Annotated in this window: 14 protein-coding genes; 5 read left to right on the top strand and 9 right to left on the bottom strand. The window is 59.6% G+C overall.

Going from position 1 to position 22,267, the window contains the following annotated elements; translation table 11 throughout:
- Nucleotides 1-271: 271 nt before the first annotated feature.
- Entirely contained in the window at nucleotides 272-2,140 is a 1,869-nt protein-coding gene (locus BMZ10_RS07815; protein ID WP_218147177.1) for a hypothetical protein, read from the bottom strand.
- 766 nt (nucleotides 2,141-2,906) lie between these two features.
- Between BMZ10_RS07815 and BMZ10_RS07810 the strand changes: the two genes are divergently transcribed.
- A complete protein-coding gene (locus tag BMZ10_RS07810; protein ID WP_256214438.1) occupies nucleotides 2,907-4,787 on the top strand; it encodes an autotransporter outer membrane beta-barrel domain-containing protein in 1,881 nt (626 codons plus the stop codon).
- A 100-nt stretch (nucleotides 4,788-4,887) separates the two neighbouring features.
- On the opposite strand, the gene BMZ10_RS07805 is transcribed toward BMZ10_RS07810, so the two are convergent.
- From BMZ10_RS07805 to acnA, 5 genes are all read right to left on the bottom strand, one after another.
- Complete coding sequence (locus BMZ10_RS07805) at nucleotides 4,888-5,544, bottom strand: hypothetical protein (protein WP_093459409.1); 657 nt, start codon at nucleotides 5,542-5,544, stop codon at nucleotides 4,888-4,890.
- A gap of 422 nt (nucleotides 5,545-5,966) precedes the next feature.
- Nucleotides 5,967-6,632, bottom strand: coding sequence for a hypothetical protein (locus tag BMZ10_RS27835; protein WP_218147176.1), 666 nt, complete (start codon nucleotides 6,630-6,632; stop codon nucleotides 5,967-5,969).
- Between the two features lie 292 nt (nucleotides 6,633-6,924).
- Nucleotides 6,925-8,490, bottom strand: a complete 1,566-nt coding sequence (locus BMZ10_RS07795; protein WP_093459408.1) for a methyl-accepting chemotaxis protein — start codon at nucleotides 8,488-8,490, stop codon at nucleotides 6,925-6,927.
- 104 nt (nucleotides 8,491-8,594) lie between these two features.
- Nucleotides 8,595-9,386, bottom strand: coding sequence for a CPBP family intramembrane glutamic endopeptidase (locus BMZ10_RS07790; protein ID WP_093459407.1), 792 nt, complete (start codon nucleotides 9,384-9,386; stop codon nucleotides 8,595-8,597).
- 921 nt (nucleotides 9,387-10,307) lie between these two features.
- Nucleotides 10,308-13,049: an aconitate hydratase AcnA gene (acnA, locus tag BMZ10_RS07785; protein ID WP_093459406.1), complete on the bottom strand. Its 2,742-nt coding sequence runs from the start codon at nucleotides 13,047-13,049 to the stop codon at nucleotides 10,308-10,310.
- 278 nt (nucleotides 13,050-13,327) lie between these two features.
- On the opposite strand from acnA, the gene rlmM reads away from it, so the two are divergent.
- The 4 genes from rlmM (at nucleotide 13,328) to BMZ10_RS07765 (ending at nucleotide 17,448) form a co-directional block, all read left to right on the top strand.
- Entirely contained in the window at nucleotides 13,328-14,395 is a 1,068-nt protein-coding gene (rlmM, locus tag BMZ10_RS07780; RefSeq protein ID WP_093459405.1) for a 23S rRNA (cytidine(2498)-2'-O)-methyltransferase RlmM, read from the top strand.
- Between the two features lie 122 nt (nucleotides 14,396-14,517).
- Nucleotides 14,518-15,081, top strand: a complete 564-nt coding sequence (locus BMZ10_RS07775; RefSeq protein ID WP_093460151.1) for a helix-turn-helix domain-containing protein — start codon at nucleotides 14,518-14,520, stop codon at nucleotides 15,079-15,081.
- Between the two features lie 234 nt (nucleotides 15,082-15,315).
- Nucleotides 15,316-16,734, top strand: coding sequence for an FAD/NAD(P)-binding protein (locus tag BMZ10_RS07770; RefSeq protein ID WP_093459404.1), 1,419 nt, complete (start codon nucleotides 15,316-15,318; stop codon nucleotides 16,732-16,734).
- Nucleotides 16,735-16,959: 225 nt separating this feature from the next.
- A complete protein-coding gene (locus tag BMZ10_RS07765) occupies nucleotides 16,960-17,448 on the top strand; it encodes a hypothetical protein (RefSeq protein ID WP_093459403.1) in 489 nt (162 codons plus the stop codon).
- Between the two features lie 76 nt (nucleotides 17,449-17,524).
- Here the strand turns inward: BMZ10_RS07765 and BMZ10_RS07760 are convergent, their stop codons facing one another.
- From BMZ10_RS07760 to BMZ10_RS07750, 3 genes are all read right to left on the bottom strand, one after another.
- The gene (locus tag BMZ10_RS07760; protein ID WP_177182085.1) at nucleotides 17,525-18,628 is read right to left on the bottom strand and encodes a sigma-54 interaction domain-containing protein; all 1,104 of its coding nucleotides are present in this window, start codon (nucleotides 18,626-18,628) and stop codon (nucleotides 17,525-17,527) included.
- Between the two features lie 218 nt (nucleotides 18,629-18,846).
- Nucleotides 18,847-19,983: an FMNH2-dependent alkanesulfonate monooxygenase gene (gene ssuD / locus BMZ10_RS07755; RefSeq protein WP_093459402.1), complete on the bottom strand. Its 1,137-nt coding sequence runs from the start codon at nucleotides 19,981-19,983 to the stop codon at nucleotides 18,847-18,849.
- A 356-nt stretch (nucleotides 19,984-20,339) separates the two neighbouring features.
- Nucleotides 20,340-21,956: an inorganic phosphate transporter gene (locus BMZ10_RS07750; protein WP_093459401.1), complete on the bottom strand. Its 1,617-nt coding sequence runs from the start codon at nucleotides 21,954-21,956 to the stop codon at nucleotides 20,340-20,342.
- Nucleotides 21,957-22,267 lie beyond the last annotated feature (311 nt).

Genomic DNA, 22,267 nt, shown 5'->3' with positions numbered 1-22,267 from the left:
GTAATTGTTTTTTCCGGCCCTACTGAGATGCGGTCAAAGACCAACTGATAGGTATAACCGGGCTCAGCCGCGGGCCATACGGGAAAAGTCACTTTAATGGGGGCGGACAAATCGTCCAACGGAATTACACCGTTTTCCAATGCTGCGGGAACTTTCGGAAGCTCCAGAGGAATAGGGGCTCTTGGTTGGGTGTTATGCGTTGATAGGGTCAAGGTATGTATCCTTACTGTTAGATGCCGGGGGCTAGTTCCCCCGGCCTTGATGAAGAGGTTTATGCGCTAATGCTGCACACGCTTTCATTGGTGCGGCGCATGTCAACGGGTACTCGTGTAATTCTGGAAGTCACAGCGCTCTGATTGCTACCTGGCGCGGGTTCAACCCGAATGTATGCTTCGCAATAGCCTCGGCAAATGGTCCTAAGGGTATTGAAGGGGACTTTGAACTTATAGCCTTCTACCACGTCACGATCATCAAGTTCGCGGCTTGCTGTATAGGTCGCTGCCTCAATGGGATTGTTATTCAGGTCAAATCCTTTGAAGGTGAAGAACAGTTTTTGATTTTCTGCAATGTTCAGGTAAGGCGCTACGCTGCCTTCTGTCCCATCTGGTGCCACAATTAGTGAGATATAGCCGGCTGGAGTCACGACGAAAGTGGGACCGTCAATACCGTCAGGACCACCTGGCAACTCTTCTTTGGATCTGACAGTCACCTTCTGGGCAGGGGATGCAGCTGAGTTCGGGTTGCCCGCACGCGTCACTGTGTAGCGCACTGGGATTTCCGAGCCAGTACCTTGCGCTTTCATGATTGAGTTAGCGATAGGAATAATCAAATCGCGCTTTTGAGCAACGTCTTCTTCATTGATTTGGTGCCACTGGAGCCGCTGTTGATCTCCCCAGAACAAATTGAGATCGTCATTGACCTCAAATTCGTCAGTCCACTCAACAATCGCACGACCGTTCAGCTCGTAGTCATCCTCGTCAATAAAATTATCGGTTTTATCAGGGTTCTGGACGCTGGTACCTTGAATGACAGGCGCCGTCATCGGTTCAGCAATTGGCAATGTAATGAACACATCCACTTGGGCCGGAAGAGAGGAGCCATTAAGCTGGTTCTGGCGCGAAACGCTGTAAGTGATTTCTACTTGTCCGATAGGAGTTGCTGCAATCGTCTCGTACGGAACGCGAACAGACAGAACAATCTGCTCATTCTCGTCTCCTGGGGCGATTTGAACCGGAAGCATAGGTTTGTCCGCTCCCCAGAAAAGTGTAATGAGATCGAACTCGGTGGCACCTGGATAATGGGGTACATCTACTTTGACGCCGGGACGGGCTTCGGCGTGATCGATGAGATCACCTATCGAAGGATCAACGAGCGGCGCCGGGTAATCGGTAGGGATTTGCGTCAGTAGCAGGAGAATAGTGACTTCGACTGAATACTCGGAGACGTTACCGGCGCGATCGGTGACGTTGTATTTAACGGCATGCGGACCCGGTTCGATGGAGTCAAGGAAATCTTTAGGGAAGTCGAACGAAACCTTATTCAAACCCATATCATTTTCAGTGACCGTTGCGGTTGGTCCCAAGACGTCGCCCCAGTAGGTTTTGATAACGTCATGTTTGGCCATGCCCGTATATCCCGCAATCTCGACGTCAAGCTTGTCGCCGAGTTGCTCCAGTTCCGCCGCAGTAAGACCATTCTGAACTTCTACCGGAAATTGAATAGCAGCTAGCAGGGGTTTGCCCGGCGCCGATCGGTCAATGACGACCGGGAACACAGCGGATTCGTCCTCTACGGTGGTGTTTGGGCTATAGGTGCGAAAGGCAAGACTATGGCGACCGTTGGTTTGCAGTGCGACCGGGATCTCCAATGTCAGCGGATCGCCCGGCTGTTCAGAAGAAGTAATCTCTTTTTCCGGACCATGCGGCTCGCCGTCCCATAGCAATTGATAGACATATCTTTCTTCCGCCCCCTCCCAAACAGTGAGATCTACAGTTATGGGAGCGCCAAGTGCCGATACGGGAATCAGTCCCAAATCGTCGGCGTCGTGGAATGCAACTGCGACGTCAGGGGCAGCAATGGGAACAGGCGCACGACTGGAACGCAGGGAAATAACGGTAGGTTTTTGGTTTGCGAATTTCATAAATATCCTTTGATTTTTTTCTTCGGCTTCAAAGCCCGGCTTTTGCTTCGGGCGACCAGGGAGCTCCCTAGTTCTTAATTACCTAATACTGTTTCTATATCCGGTGCAACCGCAGGCATGCCGGTGTTTTGTAGTCCCATCTGTATATTTGTAGGAAGACAAAAAACATGCCGCGGAAGTCATGCGCATTTTTCCTTCGTTACGCAGCAGAGTCGGGGATGCGAGGTTTTTTTGCGTCAGGCAAAAGCCTCATGCTTTTAGGAAATTTCCTACGTAGGAAAAAATGAAATATTTTTCAGTGCTCGATCACCTTCTACAAGAATTTGCATTCAACTGTAGGAGTAAGGTCGTGTCCGTAGGAATGAATAAGGTTGTTTTCAGGCGTCGAGTGCTTATGATCTCGGTGGGCTTCATTTCGCCTTGGGTCACTGCAACGGAGTCATTTCATCCGGATCTCGGAAACGTGTCTTCGGCTCTGGGGATTTTTCGAGGGTGGACGGCAGCAAATCTTCAGCGGCCTGTTATTGAGATTGACGGCACCACATACACAGTGGATTCGTCGATGGGAAGTGGGAGTTACCTCGCAAAGAATCAGGCCGTTTTAAATATTTCACAGGGTGGGCAGGCCGATTGGGTCGGGGTTCAAAAGTCTGACTTGAATATAGATGGAGGGGTAGTCCATGAAGGGATTGATATCATTGGAGGCTTTGCGAATGTCCGTGGATCGGCAGTCAGCCGATCGGACGGTGCTGCCGTTGAATTGATCATGGACGCACAGGATGTGAGCTCAGGTGCAACGATGAATGCATCGGGCAGCGAACTCACTGGCGCTGGATATGGCGTAATGGTTTCCGCGAATGGCAAACTTCGCCTTTACAATACCAGGGTGACTGGAAATGGATTGTCGCAGCACTTTGAAGGTAACGGAGGAATTAAATTGTCCGGCGGCGAAGCTTTGATAGCTGAGTCCAGTCATGTCATCGGAGATGATGTGGGAGTTCGTTTGATAAACGGCACCCATGGTTTAATCGCGCAGACAAATCTTTTGGAAATCGATAATTCAAAGGTTACGGGGATTAGCGGTCCTGCGATTGACGTCACCAAGCGATCCTTGGCGCTTAACGATAAAACGTCCGCGAACATAATCATACGCAATGGCAGTTCTCTGAAGTCAGGGAACGGGCAGCTCGTTAACGTGAACCTTGAAAGCACGGCCAAGGTAGAAGTCAATAACAGCAGCCTCACCGGCGATTTCGTTGCCGATGACACCAGTACACTGAATGTCATTCTGCGTAATCATGGCCGTCTCGATGGCAACATCATCAATGCAAACTCATTGATCATCGACTCAAGCGGTCACTGGCAAATAGACGCGGATAACAGCGTGAAAGCGCTGGCAATGGATAGCGGAAGCATTGGTTTTTCCGGAGAAGGTTTCCATTCTCTTAAGCTTGAGTCGTTGTCGGGGCGTGGGTTGTTCGACATGCGCATCAACCTGGACAGCGGCGAAGGTGATCTGCTCGATGTTGCCGGGAAAGCGGAGGGTCGTTACCGGTTGCGCGTGCAAAACACCGGTGTCGAAGCGGTGCCGGAGAGTTTCGAGGCGTTGCGGGTGGTTCATACCGAAGGTGGCAATGCCGAGTTTGGCCTGGTGGGTGGCCGCGCGGACCTTGGGGTGTATTCCTACGAGCTTCAGCGCCAGGGCACTGACTGGTTCATTGTCGGTTCCGGCAAGGTGATCAGTCCTTCCACGCAGAGTGCGTTGGCATTGTTCAATGCCGCGCCGACGGTCTGGAACAGTGAGTTGACGACGTTGCGCAGTCGCCTCGGCGAGGTGCGGGGCAGCGAGGAGGGCGGCGGCTGGATGCGCAGCTACGGCAACCGGTTCAACGCATCGCTCGACTCCGGCGTCAGCTATGAACAGAAGCAGCAGGGCTTGTCGTTCGGTGCCGACGCGCCTGTGCCGGTCAGCGACGGGCATTTGATGGTCGGTGTGATGGGCGGTTACAGCAAGTCCGATCTGGACATCGGCAGAGGGACGTCCGGTCAGGTCGACAGCTATTACGTCGGTGCTTACGGCACCTGGCTGTCGGACGACGGCTATTACGTTGACGGCGTGCTGAAGCTCAACCAGTTCCACAACGAATCGAACGTTGCGATGAGCGATGGCACCAAGGCCAAAGGCGATTACAGCAACACGGCCTTGGGTGGCTCGATTGAAGTGGGCAAGCACGTCAAGCTTGCCGACGGATACTTTGTCGAGCCTTTCGTGCAGATGTCCAGCGTCTGGATCGACGGCGACAGCTACACGCTCGACAACGGACTGCAGGCCGACACCGGTCGTACGCAGTCGGTGCTTGGCAAGATCGGCAGTACGGTCGGCCGCAGCTTTGTGCTTGAGGACGGCGGGGTGGTGCAGCCCTATGTGCGCGCTGCGCTGGCTCATGAGTTCTCTCGCAACAACGAGGTGAAGGTCAACGGTCAGCGTTTCGATAACGGCCTGTTCGGCTCGCGGGCAGAGCTGGGCGCCGGGGTGTCGGTTTCGTTGTCGGAGCGGCTGCAAGTCCATGCCGACTTCGACTACATGAAGGGTGAGCACGTCGAGCAGCCGTGGGGCGCGAATGTGGGCCTGCGTCTGGCATTCTGATCGCAGCATCGATTGATCTCTGGCGGTAATGGCCCCGGCTGCAGACATGCAGCCGGGGCTTTTTTCATGCGAGCTTGCGGTGGTGCTCGCTGTAGTTGAGTTATCGGGGCGCCCTGCGGCGGCGTATGGCCCGGGTACGGTTTGCGGATCGGCGACGTCGCGCGCCCTCCCGGTGCAGATTGATGGTCAGGGTTTCAGAGATGCCGACAAGCCGGGAACGTCGCACCACTTCATACCGCACCTCGACGAGCCCGTTGTCGTAATCGGCCAGGGATTCGTTGTTCAGGTACTGAATCAACCGGGGGCCGTTACGGCCTTTGGATTCTCCGATGGTGGTATAGAACGTGTTGTGCCCCCAGCGCAGCTTCAGCTGATCCCCGACCCAGAGCCTTGGCGACCTGGGAATATTGAGAAAAATCCCCGAAATCAACTCGCTGTCCGTTAGACGGTCGGCGCTGGCACCTGTGATGTACGGAGCTTCGAAGCTGGGTGTCGGATCAAGCAACGCCTGCTCCTGTTTCCAGGGAAAGCCCGGCGCGTTGTGCAGGTATTCCGCGTAGCAAAGCGCGGTTTCCGACGCAGTCTTTTTAGGCGCGGGCACGGCGTGAAACTCTTCGTACAGCGGCACTGAGGCGTCCGCGGGCGGTTCGCTGCTCGGTGCATCGGCATTCATCGCCGGTTGTTCTGGTTCCTTATTGATGCCGGATGGCGTTCCATCCGGATCGCCTGGTGACTGGATATCCTTCTCGTCTTCCATTGGAACTCCTTGATCATATCGCGGTTGCGAGGATTAAAAGATTTGGATCGATGAATGTCTATGTAGGACTCTGCGCTACAGATGTCTATGGTGTGTTCGCAGCAGAAGACTGTCAAATGACAGCCCTGCAAGGGATTACATAGCATTGCGACTCAGAAACTGCCTCTTGAATGTATTTCGTCTTTGTGTAGGCCGGGGTGTTTCCGCGTTTTTACTGGGAAATCAATATATATTTATATGTTACAGAGAACTCAAATTTGCTAGCTCTTCGGACATGTCTGATGGAGCTGTAGGTTTTGAGGAAGGAGTGTGCACAAAATAAATTAAAATAATTTGCTCCTGTGATTTTGTTGACAGAAACCCCACTCAAAAACGTGGGGTTTGCTGCTTGAAATATCCAGACGAATGGCAAAAATGATTGGTTACACTTGCAGGGAAACCAGCGTTGGCAGTGACGTGGTCGACCCGTTGCCCGCCCGGTCGGTCACGATGTACTCGATCAGCACTGTATCGGTCGCAAGACTGTGCAGGAGTTCGCGGTCAAAACCGATTTCGATCGGGCGCAGGGTCAGCTCATCGGCGGCCACGGTGTGTGCCGGGCCGGGAACGTCATTGCAGAGCGTCTGAATCACGTCGCCCCGGGCCATGCCGGCGTAGCCGGGGAGCAGGCCAATGAGGCGATCGCCGAAACTGGCGGTGGGAAAGATGAGTGGGGCGAGCAGGGCTGCGCCTGGGGGAGTGCGATCGACTTTGAGAGTGGTTTGTGGCGAGTCGTCATATACGCCATTCCAATGATTTGTCGCGCGATAGCTGATTCGATATTCGCCATCGTTGGCTAAACAGTTGTGATCCAGTAAAAGCCGGATGACATCGCCTGGATGATTATCTTCAGTCAACACGTAGGAGTCACCGACCAGACGTTCATTGACTTTTATTTGTATCGAATACCCAGGCTGAGCGTCGTCCCAAATTGAGATGTCGACTGGAATTGGCTTGAGCAGATCCGATGCTTGTAACAGTCCGTCAGTAGGGTCGGAAATAGGAACCGTTGGGGCGATGAAGGGATGTTGTGTAAATATATTGCCCATAAACTTCTCCATTAAGCACAGCCACGCGCTTTCCCAGCGCGAAAGAGTGCTCGTTAATTAATTGGTCAGATCAGCGAATAACACCGTTGTGGTATTAATTATTTATCGCTAACAAAATTCAACTAATAGGAGAGTGGGATCGCTGTCAATCCCGAATTTGGCCTTCGGTTGGCATTTCGACGGGTGAGGTGGGGTATTCGTGGAATTTCAGAAACGTCCTACTTTTTGAGCCCCGAAAAACAGAAAGCCCCGGCAGCAAGGCTGTCGGGGCTCGAGGTGGGACGCGTCCAGGTCAGCGGTTGAAGCGCTCCACCAGCGAGTATTGGGTGTGCGCGGTGTTGGTCAGTTCGGCGCTCAGGGTGGCCGACCGGCGCGCTTCGTCAGAGGTCTGGTCGGCGAGCTGGGCGATGGTGCTGATGTTGCGGCTGACTTCCTCGGCCACCGAGCTTTGCTCCTCGGTTGCAGCAGCGATTTGCGTGGTCATGTCGGTGATGTTGGCCACGGCGTCGCTGATGCCCACCAGCGCCTTGTCAGCCTCCATGACTTGTTCGACGCCTTCTTCCGCCTGACGACGGCCAATGTTCATGGTCTGCACGGCGTTGTTGGCGGTCTGTTGCAACTTGGCAATGAGCGCGTGAATCTGCCCCGTGGACTCCGTCGTGCGCTGCGCCAGCTGACGCACCTCGTCGGCGACCACCGCGAATCCACGGCCCATTTCCCCGGCGCGAGCCGCTTCGATGGCGGCGTTCAGCGCGAGCAGGTTGGTCTGATCGGCAATGCCCTTGATGACATCCACCACGCCGCCGATTTCGTCGCTGTCCTTGGCCAGTTGTGTGACGGTCAGGCCGGTTTCGCCAACCGATGTCGACAGACGCTGGATCGCTTCACGGGTTTCGCTGGCGATGTCACGGCCGCGGCGGGTCAGTTCGTTGGCCTGCTGCGTGGCGTCGGCGGTGCGCTGTACGTGGCTGGCGACTTCCTGGGTCGTGGCTGCCATCTGATTGACCGCCGTGGCGACCTGTTCGGTTTCTACGCGCTGACGCTCAAGGCCGCTGGAGCTGGACTGGGCCAGGCTGTCGGACTGCCGCGCCTGGGAATTGAGGTGTTCGGCAGTGTCCTGCAGACGCGTCAGGCAGGTTTTCAGGCGCGCTTCCTGGCTCAGAATGGACATCTCGAGGCGGGCCTGCGGGCCGCGACTGTCGGTGTACATCTGCGCGATCAGCGGGTCGGAAGTGGTCTGCTCCGCCAGACGCAGCAGGCGTTTGATTCCGCGCTGCTGCCAGCTGAGACCCAGCAGGCCCAGCGGTACGGACAGCGCCGCCGCCAAAGCAAAACCCCAATGTGAATTCAGCCAGACGCCGATCAGGAAGCTCAGTTGGCTGACCAGAATGAAGGGCAGCCAGTCCTGAAGCACCGGCAGCCATTTGTCCCGGGTCGGCACGGCCGGCTTGCCATTGTTCAGGCGCGAATACAGGGCTTCTGCGCGACGGATCTGCTCGGCGGTTGGCTTGATCCGCACGGATTCGAAGCCGATGACTTGTTTCTGGTCGAAGATCGGCGTGACGTACGCGTTCACCCAGTAATGGTCACCGTTCTTGCAGCGATTCTTGACGATGCCCATCCACGGCAAGCCCTGTTTGAGGGTGCCCCACATGTGCTCGAAGACGGCAGACGGCACGTCCGGATGGCGAACGGTGTTGTGTGGGGCCTTGATCAGCTCATCCCGCGAAAAACCGCTGATGTCAACGAACGCATCGTTGCAGTAGGTGATCACGCCACGGGCATCGGTGGTCGAGATCAACCGTTGCTGCGCCGGAAATGTCCGTTCGCGTTGAGTGATGGGCTGGTTATTTCGCATGAGCTGTTCAATCCAGGAAGGCTTTGACGAGTTATCGGCCAATGGGTCAGGAAATTAAGCGTCTTGTGAACTGCGTCATGGGTCCGTTTGCCGCAGGTCAACGTTCAGCGGTCGAACATCGGGTAAGTGAACAGCCCGAAATGCGCCAGATTCAGCCCGAAATGGGTGAGCACTGCCGCAGGCAGTCCGCCGATACGGTAAGCAATACCGTAGCCAATGCCCGCCATCCCCGCCAGAAGCATCCACTGCCAGCCCGCGCCGAGGTGAGCCGCGCCAAACAGCGAAGCCGCCAGCACGATCGCCAGTGCCTTGTGGCATGGGAATCTGCGCAGCAGACGCGTCAGCCCGCCCTGAACGTAGCCACGAAACAGCAGCTCTTCGGTGAGTGAAACCAGCAGCAGGTTATTCAGTGCCCAGAGGCCGGTTTGCTGTGGCCACTTGGGCGACCAGCCGGTGACCCCAAGGGCGGTGGCCGTTGCCAGACACACTGCCGTCGTGATCGGCAGCACGAGCGCCGATGTTTTCAGAGACCGCCGCCAGAGGACGCCGGCAAACACCCACGGGCAGGCGATCGCTATCCAGAAACCGATCAAGGGTTTGTCGAGGTTCAGGTACATCGAAAAGGGCGCCGCTTCTGGGCTGAAACGCACGCCGGCAATCACCCGGGCGCTGAAGAATCCTGGCAACCAGTGAATGGCAAGGCCGAGGGCCAAAGCGATGAAAAGCCCGTAGCCCGCAGCATGCACGGCCCGGTGATTGAAGCGGGTGACGCACAGCCCCGCCATCACCAGCAGGCCGAGGGTGACGACGACCGGCAGGCTCAGTTGCCCGTAGACCAGTGCAATGCAATAGCCGAATGCCAGCAGGGTCAGGGTGATCCAGCGTTGCGCCGGCATGTTGCCGTCCTTGAGCGTTTAATGAAGGCGGCGATATTACCGTTGATTAAACAGGTGTGCTTGTGGGAATGGGCTGAAAGTTCTGGACGACGGCGGGTGAAGTCCGGTAGGGCGCAGACTGCCGCACGGGGGCGTTAGAGATGGCACTGGGGCTTGGATACTGCGCTGACTCAGATGCTGCTTTACCGACTGACAAGACGTCTCGCGAGCAAGCTCGCCCCCACACGATTTCTGCGGCGTCGCCTGGTATTGGGTCAAGCACAAAACCTGTGGGAGCGAGCAAGCTCGCGAAGGCTTGATGCACTGCCAGTAGGAGCGTGGCTTGTCCCGCGATCGGCGACGAAGTGGTCGTAAAGCCCGGCCATGCAGTCTGCCTGACACACCCCGTCATCTGATTCCGCTGCCGCTGCGCGCCAGATCGCGGGCAAGCGCGCTCCTACGAGGGATTTGTGGGGTTGCCAGGTTTGTATCGAGCACGAAACTCGAAGGCCGACTGCCACGCGATATCTCTTCGGCGAGCATATCGGCCTCATCGTGAGCAAGCTCACTCCCACAGGGATCTCCGGGCATTCGCGATTCTCCTCCCTGACTCGAATCCTGTAGGAGCGCGCTTGCCCGCGAAGACTGAATTCCAGACGCCGCATCTGCACGCATGCACCGGCCTTTTCCTAGCTGAAGCCGGTCCTGCAGATGCTGCAAGTTTTCCGTAGGACCGGCTTCAGCCGGGAAGGCGTTGGGTATTACGCCGTTGATAGAAGGGGCGTTAAAGATAGTCGGAGAGCGCCGCAAATCATTGGAGGAGCGTGCTTGCTCGCGAAGAGGCCGGTCCATCCACTAAAGATGTACCGGCCGAAACCCAGCCTTCGCGAGCGAGCGTCCTTGTCAGGTCCGGCATCGGGCTCGACGCCCGGATTACCGGGTTTACGACGCGATCAGCTGTCGCAGGACGTAATGCAGGATGCCGCCGGATTTGAAGTATTCCACCTCGTTCAGCGTGTCGATCCGACAAAGCACGTCGACATTTTCCTGCTTGCCGTTGTCCCGGGCGATCTGCAGCGTCAGGCTCATGCCCGGCTGCAACGTCGCACCGGTGAGGCCGGTGATGGTGATGACTTCCTTACCGGTCAGCTCCAGCGTCTTGCGGTTCTGGCCGTTCTTGAACTGCAGGGGCAGCACGCCCATGCCGACCAGATTCGAGCGGTGGATACGTTCGAAACTCTCCGCGATGACCGCCTTCACCCCCAGCAGATTGGTGCCTTTGGCTGCCCAGTCACGGCTGGAGCCTGTGCCGTACTCCTGACCAGCAACCACCACCAGCGGCGTGCCCGCCTGCTGATAGCGCATGGCCGCATCATAGATCGGCAGCTTCTCGTCGGTCGGCACATGCAGGGTGTAGCCGCCTTCTTCATTGCCGAGCATTTCGTTGCGGATGCGGATGTTGGCGAAGGTGCCGCGCATCATCACTTCGTGGTTGCCGCGTCGCGAACCGTAGGAGTTGAAGTCCTTGGGTTCCACGCCCTTGCTGCGCAGGTAGCGGCCAGCGGGGCTGTCGGCCTTGATGTTGCCGGCGGGAGAAATGTGGTCGGTGGTCACCGAGTCGCCGAGGATCGCCAGCACTCGCGCATTGTGCACGTCGGCAACCACCGGTAAAGGCCCGGCTATGTCGTCGAAAAACGGTGGATGCTGAATGTACGTGGAGTCGTCCTGCCAGACGTAAGTGGCCGCTTGCGGCACCTCGATGGCCTGCCATTGCGCGTCGCCGGCGAACACTTCGGCGTATTCCTTGTGGAACATGCCGGTACTGACATTCATGACCGCGTCGGCGATTTCCTTCTGGCTCGGCCAGATGTCACGCAGGTAGACCGGCTGACCATCGGACCCTTCGCCCAACGGCTCGCTGCTCAAGTCGATGCGCACTGTGCCCGCCAGGGCATAGGCGACCACCAGTGGCGGCGACGCCAGCCAGTTGGTTTTCACCAGCGGGTGAACGCGGCCTTCGAAGTTGCGGTTGCCGGACAGCACCGAAGCCACGGTCAGGTCCGATTGCTGAATGGCTTTTTCGATGGGATCGCGCAGCGGGCCGGAGTTACCGATGCACGTGGTGCAGCCGTAACCCACCAGGTCGAAGCCCAGTGCGTCGAGGTACTCGGTGAGGCCCGCGGCTTTGTAATAGTCAGTGACGACCTTCGAACCCGGCGCCAGCGAACTCTTGACCCAAGGTTTGCGTCGCAGGCCTTTTTCCACGGCTTTTTTCGCCAGCAGACCCGCCGCCATCATCACGCTCGGGTTCGAGGTGTTGGTGCACGAAGTAATGGCAGCAATCACCACGGCGCCGTTTTTCAGGCGATAGCGATTGCCTTCGTATTCATATTCCGCTTCGCCGACCTGTTCGGCATTGCCGACCGCAACGCCACCGCCGCCCTCGCTTTCCAGACGGCCTTCTTCGTGTTTGCTCGGCTTGAGCGCCAGACCCAGAAAATCGCTGAACGCCTGCGAAACATCCGGCAGGGCCACGCGATCCTGCGGACGTTTCGGGCCGGCCAGGCTTGCCACCACCGAGCCCATGTCCAGCTCAAGCGCATCAGTGAACACCGGCTCCTGGCCGGGCAGACGCCACAGGCCTTGCGCCTTGCAATAGGCTTCGACCAACTGCACGGCGTCGTCCGGACGGCCCGACAGGCGCAGGTATTCCAGTGTTACCTCATCGACCGGGAAGAAGCCGCAGGTGGCGCCGTATTCCGGGGCCATGTTGGCGATGGTCGCGCGGTCGGCCAGCGGCAGATCGGCCAGGCCGTCACCGTAGAATTCGACGAATTTTCCGACCACGCCTTTCTTGCGCAGCATCTGCGTGACGGTGAGTACCAGATCGGTGGCGGTGATGCCCTCCTTGAGCTTGCCGGTCAGCTTGAAGCCGATCACTTCCGGAATCAGCATCGACACCGGTTGACCGAGCATGGCCGCTTCCGCTTCGATACCGCCGACGCCCCAGCCGAGCACGCCGAGGCCGTTGATCATGGTGGTGTGGGAATCGGTACCCACCAGCGTGTCAGGGAAGGCATAAGTGCGGCCATCTTCTTCCTTGGTCCACACGGTGCGGCCTAGGTATTCGAGGTTGACCTGGTGGCAGATGCCGGTGCCTGGCGGCACCACGCTGAAATTGTCGAAGGCGCTCTGGCCCCAGCGCAGGAACGCGTAACGCTCGCCGTTGCGCTGCATTTCGATGTCGACGTTCTCGCCGAATGCCTTGTCGTCGCCGAACTTGTCGACCATGACCGAATGGTCGATGACCAGATCGACAGGCGACAGGGGATTGATGCGCTGCGGATCGCCGCCGGCCTTGGCCACTGCCGCACGCATGGCGGCCAGATCGACCACGGCGGGCACGCCGGTGAAGTCTTGCATCAGTACGCGAGCAGGCCGGTACTGGATTTCCCGGTCGGACTTGCGCTCGCCGAGCCAGGCGGCGAGGGACTTGAGGTCCTCGCCCGTGACGGTCTTGTTGTCTTCCCAGCGCAGCAGGTTTTCCAGCAGCACTTTGAGCGACATCGGCAACTTGTCCAGATCGCCCAGCGACCTGGCAGCGTCCGGCAGGCTGAAATAGTGGTATGTCTTGTCGTTGACGACGAGTGTCTTGAGGCTTTTCAGGCTATCGAGGGAGGGCATGAACTAACTCCTTGACGTGTCCGCACGGCACGGACCGGTGAACCCAACTGACCAGCAAACGGTAAGACCGGAATCTGTCCGCTCTGCGGCGGCTTGAATGCTCGTTGAGTAGTACTGGACCCTCTGGCTGAGCCAGTGGTTCCTGATTCGGCTATCATGCGCCGCTTTCGAGTCATTGAGATTAATCCTCGAGTATAGGGTGCGTTGGCAGTCTGGCCGGTGCGCCGTGCCGATGCCTTGCGTCGAGGTGTCGATGAGCGTCCTGTGGAGAAGATTCGGTGAATACCCTGTTTATGCATTGCCGCCCCGGTTTCGAAGGCGAAGTCTGCTCGGAGATCAGCGAGCATGCCGCGCGTCTGGCAGTGTCCGGCTATGCCAGGGCCAAGCCCAACGCGGCCTGCGCCGAGTTCGTCTGCACCGAGCCCGACGGTGCGGAGCGCTTGATGAACGGTGTGCGCTTCACCGACCTGATTTTTCCACGGCAGTGGGCCCGGGGCGTGTTCCTCGACCTGCCGGAGACCGACCGTATCAGTGTCATCCTCGAGCATATGTCTGAATTCGCGACCTGCGGCAGCCTCTGGCTGGAAGTGGTCGACACCAACGACGGCAAGGAACTGTCGACCTTTTGCCGAAAATTCGAAGGCCCGTTGCGCAAAGCCCTGGAAAAGGCCGGCAAGCTGGTGGATAACGCCAGCCTGCCGCGTCTGTTGCTGACCTTCAAAAGCGGCCGGGAAGTGTTTCTGGGGCTGGCCGATGCCGCTAATTCCGCCATGTGGCCAATGGGCATTCCGCGGCTGAAGTTTCCCCGCGAGGCGCCCAGCCGGTCGACCCTGAAGCTTGAGGAGGCCTGGCACCATTTCATCCCGCGCGATCAGTGGGACGAGCGTCTGTCGGGCGACATGACCGGCGTGGATCTGGGCGCAGCGCCCGGCGGCTGGACGTATCAACTGGTCCGGCGGGGGATGCTGGTGACCGCGATCGACAATGGCCCGATGGCCGAGAGCCTGATGGACACCGGTCTGGTCCAGCACCTGATGGCTGACGGCTTTACCTACAAACCACGCCAGCCGGTGGACTGGATGGTCTGCGACATTGTCGAAAAGCCCGCGCGCAATGCTGCCTTGCTGGAAACCTGGCTGGGCGAAGGCCTGTGCCGCGAAGCGGTGGTCAACCTGAAGTTGCCGATGAAGCAGCGCTATGCCGAAGTCCGGCGCTTGCTCGAGCGTATCGAAGAAGGCTTCAAAGCACGCGGGGTCAGAGTGTCGATCGGCTGCAAACAGCTGTATCACGACCGCGAAGAGGTGACGTGTCACTTGCGCCGGCTGGACATCAAGCGCGCCAGTTGACCGAGGCTCCAAGGGCCGCCAGTGTGTCGCTGGCATAAGCCCGCCGGGCGGCGTGGCCCAGGCAGTCGTTTTTTCCACGATCAATCAGGCGGCAGTGCTCAAAGCCGGGAGTGGACATCAAAGTGCAGAAGGAACATTCGCAACGAGCGTCGGTGCTGCAGCACGTCAGCCTTAACGTGCGGCGCTTGCGGCATGCAGCGGACCTCAGCCAGACCGCGCTCGCCGAGCGCTCCGGTGTCAGCCGGCGCATGCTTGTCGCCATCGAGGCGGGCGAGAAAAACGTCAGTCTGGCGACGCTTGACCGTGTCGCCGAAGCGCTGGATGTGGCGTTCAGCGATTTGATTCAGGCCCCGGACGGCCGCGATCCCAGCCGGATCAACGAAGTTGCCTGGGCGGGAGCGCATCCCGAGAGCACTGCCGTGCTGCTGGCCAAAGCCGTCGCGCGCCGGGAGGTCGAGTTGTGGGAGTTCAGCCTGATGCCGGGCGAAACTTATCGCTCCGAAGCCGACCCTGAAGGCTGGAGTGAACAGGTCTATGTGATCGAGGGCTGCCTGACCGTCGTATTGCCCGATACGTCACGCCTCGTGTCGGCAGGGGAGTTCTTCATGTTTGCCAGCAACCAGCCGCACGCTTATCGCAACGAAGGCGACGCCAGGCTGCGTTTTGTCAGAAACGTGGTGCTGTAGACGGCGATACGCCGCGCCACTATCGCTCCAACTGGCTCTGCGCTGCTGCTCCAGCAACAGCCCATCAACAGATTGCGCGTGTTTCATACAGGCAACCCTGCCTTGATCCCGGCATGGGTCGTGCTCTGCATCCTTCATACCGCAACGGACCTGAGCGGGTCCGGTTTGAATCCATCCGCACGCTGGCCATAATCAGGCGTGCGTGCCACTGTGGCGAAAACAAGGCGAGAAGCAATGACCTCTGATAACAGCCGATCCCCCGCAGATGTGCTCATCGTCGGCGGCGGCCTGAGCGGCACCCTGCTGGCTGTACAACTGTTGCGTCTGCCGGGGCAGCGCCGAATCGTGATCGTGGAATCGCGCAGCGAGCTAGGGCGTGGCGAGGCCTACAGTGCCACGGAGCTGGGACACACCCTGAACGGCAACGCGGCGCGCATGAGCGTCGACCCCGATAACGCCGAGGACCTGACGCAATGGCTGGGTGACTACATTGCGGCGGGCGGCTGGCCCGAGTCCGATGAGCAGCATGTGCCCATCGCGGAGCTGTTCCCGCCGCGCGGGATCTTTGGCCTTTACGTGCAGCAGCGTCTGGCCGAGGCGCAGGCGATCGGTGCTGCGTCTGGTTCCTGCGTCGCGCATGTGCGTGGCGAGGTGACGGACCTGCAGAGCGATGAGTCCGGCGTGCGTGCGACCCTCGCGGACGGCCGCGCCGTGAGCGCTCGCTTCGCGGTGCTGGCAACCGGCATGTTCGCCGCCGCACGCACGCCACAGCGCGACTCCAACGCGTTGAACGCGGCCGCGGTCGATCCCTGGGACGTTGCCGCCATGACGCAACTTGACCGGCAGGGGCGAGTGCTGATCATCGGTTCCGGACTGACGATGGTCGATGCCGTGGTTTCCCTGGAGCAAGCCGGGCATCGAGGCCCGATCGACGTGTTCTCCCGCCATGGCTTGCTGCCTCATGTGCGCCGCCAGCCTCCGGCGTGGCCGGACTTTCTGGCGGCCGATCACAGTCTTCGCAGCACTCGGCAGCTGGTTCGGGCGCTGCGCGAGCAGTGCCGACTGGCGATCGAACAAGGCATTGACTGGCAAGCACCGCTCGACACGGTGCGGGTGCATATTCCCCGGCTCTGGAGTCAGGCGACTGACGTTCAGCGGCGTCAGTTCGTACGCCATGTCCGGCCTTGGTGGGAAAGTCATCACCACCGTTCTCCGCCGCCCAGTGCAAAGCTGATCGAGCGGCTGCTGCAAACGGGGCGTCTGCGCGTGCATGCCGCCACGCTGCAGGGGGTCGAGGAGGCGCCGCCGGGGCAGGTGCAGATTCGCGTGCGTTATCGCGGCGAGCCAGCGTCGCGCGTCGAGAGCGGCGCGACCCTGATCAACTCAACGGGCATCCAGTACGACTGGCGCCGGGTGGATCGCGCCTTGCCGCAGCGGCTGCTTGAGCGCGGCCTGATCCAGCCCGGCCCGCTGGCATTGGGCATCGCCGCCGATCCGGGCGGCGCCGTACTGGACGCTCAGGGCCAGGTCTCTGCGCAGCTGTTCGCCATGGGCCCGCCGTTACGTGGCATGTGGTGGGAAAGCACTGCCGTGACCGACGTCGCGTTGCAAGCCAAGGCGCTGGCCGCGCGTCTGGTGGCCCTTCAGGCCTGACGCTGGCGGCAAGGATGCGCAACCCGCTGGCGATGAGCGAGTTGCGCATTCCTTCGCGCGACGACCTCGAGCCGTTTCGCGATTTGTGTCGACTCCGACACAAATCGCCGTGTCTGCTCTAAAGCGCTGTCCGAACGAGCCGACAGCCCGTGATCGAAGCGATAAAACCGTGTAACAGCGGCAGGGACCGAAGCGATTACATCAGGGCTATGGAGGCATGCATTCATGTTGAGCTTGAGTTTCAGAAATCCCGCCGAAGGTGCGGCGCTGGTGCAGCAGACTGTCGCCCAGCCCCAGCAAAGCCTCGAGGACGTTCCGGACACCGACAGCGCCGCCGAGCAGGTGCGGCGGGGCATTGAGGTGCTGTTGTCGCCCGAGGCACAGAAGGCGGCGAAATCAGGTGACAAAAACGCCGACATCGACGCCAGCCATCTGCCTGACCGGATCAAGGAGCAGCTCAAGCTGATTCGCTCGATGCAGGAGCGTATCGCCAAACGCATGCACGACATGCAGGCCTTCATGAACGACCGCTCACTTTCGCCCCGCGCCCGGGAAGGCAAGATCCGTCAATTGCAGATGGAAATCATGGCCATGACCAACTCGCTCATCCAGGCGACCAACGAACTCAATCAGGCCATGCAGCAAATGAAATTGTCACTGGCCGATCGCACACTGGCAGGCACGCTGGTAAGCCCGCAAAACCTTCAATCCTGATCCGGCAGACGCACGGCTGCGTGCCAATAGCTGGCCGACGTTGAGGGCGCATGGGCGCTGTGTCGCGCAGCTGGCATCAGACCGACAGTTGCATCATCCGGTCGCCCTGCAACTGTTCGCCGGGGCGGCGTTTGTTCACGGCCAGTTCGCCGATCTTGATCAGCCGCGCGCGGATGACGTTGCGGCTCAGGCCCAGCAACTGCGCGGTATGAACCTGGTTGTAATGGCTGAAACGATAGGCCGCACGCAGCAGCGCGTCTTCGACCTTCTCGTGCAGGGCGCCGGCCTGCTCCTCGAACAGCTTCTGAAACGCGAGGGCAAGGAGTGCTTCGGTTGAATCGTCGACTGCTGGAGATGATTCTTCCTGACGCTCCAGACGCAGGTTGGACAGACGCAGATCATCGGCCTGAATCACGCCATTGCGGCAGATCAGCAGCGTGTGATGAATGACGTTTTCCAGCTCGCGAATGTTCCCCGGCCAACCATAGCTGCGCAGTTTGTGCTCGGCATCCGGGCTGATCTGGATCGGCCCGCAGCCCAGACGCTGGCTGTAGACCTCAATGAAATGCCGACTCAGCGGCATGATGTCGCCAGGCCGTTCACGCAAGGTGCTCAGCTGCAGGTTCACCACGTTCAGGCGATAAAACAGGTCCTCTCGAAAGTGTCCGGCGTTGATCGCGCGTTCCAGTTGCACGTTAGTCGCTGCCAGCACGCGGACGTTGATCGGCGTGCTTTTGCGCGAACCCAGGCGAACCACTTCACGCTCTTGCAGGACGCGCAGCAGCTTGACCTGAATGGCCAGCGGCAGATCGCCGATTTCATCGAGAAACAGCGTGCCGCCGTTGGCTTCCTCGAACCAGCCGGCCTTGGCGGTCAATGCGCCGGTGAAGGCGCCTTTCTCGTGCCCGAACAGTTCGGCCTCTACCAGCGATTCGGAAAACGCACCGCAGTTCACGGCCACGAAAGGTTGATGCTTGCGGCTGCTGAGGTTGTGGATGTGGCGCGCGACCAACTCCTTGCCCGTGCCGGTTTCGCCGATGATCAGCACGCTCGCGTCGCTGGGTGCCACTTGCTGAATGTGCGACAGCAGCGCCTGGGATCTGGGGTCTTCGAACACCTGCGCGGTGGCGCGGATCGACGTAGCCAGGGCGGGCGAGGGCGGTAAGGTCAGTAGCTGCATGGGGATCACTTGTGGTTGAAACGGTACGCTGGCGGTCATCCGGGAACTCCTTGTCGCCGAGGCGATGCCTGTGGCCCGAGCGTCATGCTTTCGCCCGGCTAACGGGGCTGTCCTGCAGGGGTGAGCCTGCTCGCGTCAGCGATGGTCACTGGGTGCACGGGTGCATTCAGATCGCTGGCGCGAGCACGCTCACCCCTGCAACGGGGCGGCGGTGTCGCTTACTTCTGCGGCGGCAAATCGTTGGCGATCATCTCGCCGAACGGGCCGGTCAGATTGGTAATGCCGCGACCGGCGAGGCTGCGATACGGCTCGGGCAGCAACGGGAAGACCAGCTCGGCAAAGCGGTAGGCCTCCTCCAGGTGCGGATAGCCCGAGAAAATGAAGCTTTCGATGCCCAGATCGGCGTATTCCTTGATCCGTTCGGCCACTTCCTGCGGATTACCCACCAGCGCCGTGCCCGCACCGCCGCGCACCAAGCCGACACCGGCCCACAGGTTCGGGGCAATCTCCAGGTTGTCGCGCCGACCGTCATGCAGCGCGGCCATGCGGCGCTGGCCTTCAGAGTCGAAGCGGGCGAAGGATTTCTGCGCCGCCGCGATGGTCTCGTCGCTGATGTGCTCGATCAGCGTGTCGGCCGCTTTCCAGGCCTCTTCGCTGGTTTCGCGCACGATCACGTGCAGACGGATGCCGAATTTGACGGTGCGACCGTTTCGCGCCGCGCGCTCGCGGATGTCAGCCAGTTTCTCGGCAACGGCCGCAGGCGGCTCGCCCCAAGTCAGGTACACGTCGACCTGTTCGGCGGCGAGCTCATGGGCGGCTTGCGACGAGCCACCGAAATACAGCGGCGGATAGGGTTTCTGGATCGGCGGGTACAGCGCCTTGGCGTTCTGCACTTTCAGGTGCTTGCCCTCGAAGTCTACCGCTTCGCCTTGCAGGACGCGGCGCCAGATCTTGAGAAACTCGTCGGTGACTTCGTAGCGTTCGCTGTGATCGAGGAAGCTGCCGTCGCCGCGATTTTCGTCAGGGTCGCCACCGGTCACCACGTTGATCAGAAGGCGGCCGCCCGACAGACGGTCCAGTGTCGCCGCCATGCGCGCCGATACGGTCGGGGAAATGATCCCCGGGCGGATCGCCACCAGATACCGCAGACGTTCGGTCAGCGGCACCAACGCCGAGGCGATCACCCAGGAGTCTTCGCAGGAGCGACCGGTCGGGATCAGCACGCCGTGGTAACCCAGATCGTCAGCCGCTTGCGCGACCTGTTTCAGGTAGTTGAGCGTGACAGGACGCGCACCTTTGGTGGTGCCCAGAAAATGGCCGTCGCCGTGTGTCGGTAGAAACCAGAAAACATCCATGAGAAATCCTTCGAGCAGAATCGGTGGCTTGTGACGAGTGCACCCGTTATAAAGGCTTCGATTTATTCCGTAAAAGAACTGAATTCCATATTTTTATAACCGATGGAGATATGCCCCGTTTGTTTGCTTCTGAGAGGGCAGACGCGCGCGCATGGGTGGCGAAGAATTCTGTGGGAGCACGCTAGCCCGCGAATGCGATTTACCCGTGAGCGCAGCGTCGTCTGACGCACCTCTTCGCGGGCAAGCGCGCTCCTACAAGGGTTCCGCGCCAGATGAGCAGTCTGGACACCCAGACTTTACGCGCAAAAAAACAGGCGCCGAAGCGCCCGTGAAGGAGAGTAGGGAAACGCTGACCGTCAGAAAATCTGCGTAAAGAACCAGTACAGACCGCCTGACAGCAGGATCGCCGCCGGCAGCGTCAGCACCCAGGCCATCGCCAGATTGCGCAGCGTGCGCATCTGCAGCCCGGAGCCGTTGGCAGTCATGCTGCCCGCCACGCCGGAGGACAGCACATGAGTCGTCGATACCGGCAGCCCGTACATGTCCGCCGCGCCGATCGTGAGCATCGCCACGACTTCTGCCGATGCGCCTTGTGCGTAGGTCATGTGGGTCTTGCCGATCTTCTCGCCGACGGTCACGACGATGCGTTTCCAGCCCACCATGGTGCCCAGACCCAGCGCGATGGCGACCGAAATTTTCACCCACAGCGGAATGAAGCGGGTGGCGTTGTCGATCTGCTGCTTGAACAGCTGCACCTTCCCTTGAGTATCGGCGTCGAAGTTGCCGACCTTGTTCTTGTCCATCACGCGGATGGCCTCGGAGGTCAGGTACATGTCGTTGCGCACGTTGGCAGTCGCTTCTGCCGGGACCTTGGACAGCGAGCCGTAGCTGGCGACCTGATCGCCGATCTTGCCCGCCATGACCGCCAGCGCCGGAATCAGCTCGGGCGTCGCCTGCTTGTCGCGGATGTAGGTGGACAACGTCTGGCGTGAGTCGGCCGGAGCGGGCAGCGGCGCGGTTTTGATCAGCGCCTGCTGAGTCACCTGCGCCACTGCCGCGAACTGCACGGACTCATCGGCCGGCATCGCACGGTTCAGGGCGTAAGCCATCGGCAGCGTGCCGACGAGAATCAGCATGATCAGGCCCATGCCTTTCTGGCCGTCGTTGGAGCCGTGGGCGAAGGACACGCCGGTGCAGGTGAGAATCAGCAGTCCGCGGATCCACAGCGGTGGCGGCGTGGCGCCTTCCGGTGCTTTATACAGCGCCCGGTTCTTCACGAACGCGCGCAAGGCCAGCAGCAGCAACGCGGCGCAGGTGAAGCCGACCAGCGGCGATAGCAGCAGCGAATAGCCGATCTTGGTGGCCTGGCTCCAGTCCACGCCGCTGGTCCCGTCGCGGCCGTGCATCAGCGCGTTGGCAACGCCCACGCCAATGATCGAGCCGATCAGTGTGTGCGACGAGGACGCCGGCAGGCCCAGCCACCAGGTGCCGAGGTTCCACAGGATCGCTGCGATCAACAGGGCGAAGATCATCGCGTAGCCCGCTGACGAGCCGACCTGCAGGATCAGCTCCACCGGCAGCAGGGCGATGATGCCGAACGCCACCGCGCCGCTTGAGAACAACACCCCGAGAAAGTTGAAGGTCCCGGACCAGAGCACCGCAAAGTTCGGCGGCAGCGAATGGGTGTAAATCACCGTCGCGACCGCGTTGGCGGTGTCATGGAAGCCGTTGACGAATTCGAAGCCCAGCGCGATGACCAACGCCACGCCGAGCAGGATGAAGGGTGTCCAGGTCAGGACCACGGTGCCCAGCTCGTCCATGTCCTGCTTGAGACTGAAGCCGGTGTAAAGCAAACCCAGGCCGAGTATGGCGAAGAAAATTACCACCGTCAGAACGCCGGGCTTGCGCCCGAAGGTAGAACTCAGTCCGGCGCCCTGCTGCAGAGAGCCTTGGGCCAGTGTCGGGGTTGCCATGATTTGCGATCCTGTCGAGATGGGATGGCACCTATGATCATTTCAAAATGTGACAAAGATGCGACGTGGATCACGAAATGCTCGGCGGCGGCAGCGGCCTGTCCGATTTTTTTGGACGTATTGGTCTGGGCGCGTGATGCAAGTTGGGAGATCGATGTTGATTAATCGCTATTGTATCTATCGCGAAAGAATATAACCGTTTGTCGATCCTGTCCCATTATCGGAGGCGGTTAATTAACGTTGCCACTACTGTAGAAACTATGGGGTCATCTTATTTTTATATGCAATGGACTGCTTGCATGGACGTTAGA

The organism is Pseudomonas sp. NFR16, from assembly GCF_900108875.1.
Lineage (GTDB): Bacteria > Pseudomonadota > Gammaproteobacteria > Pseudomonadales > Pseudomonadaceae > Aquipseudomonas.
Note: the sequence above shows the minus strand (reverse complement) of the source record. Positions and strands in the feature narration are given on the sequence as shown.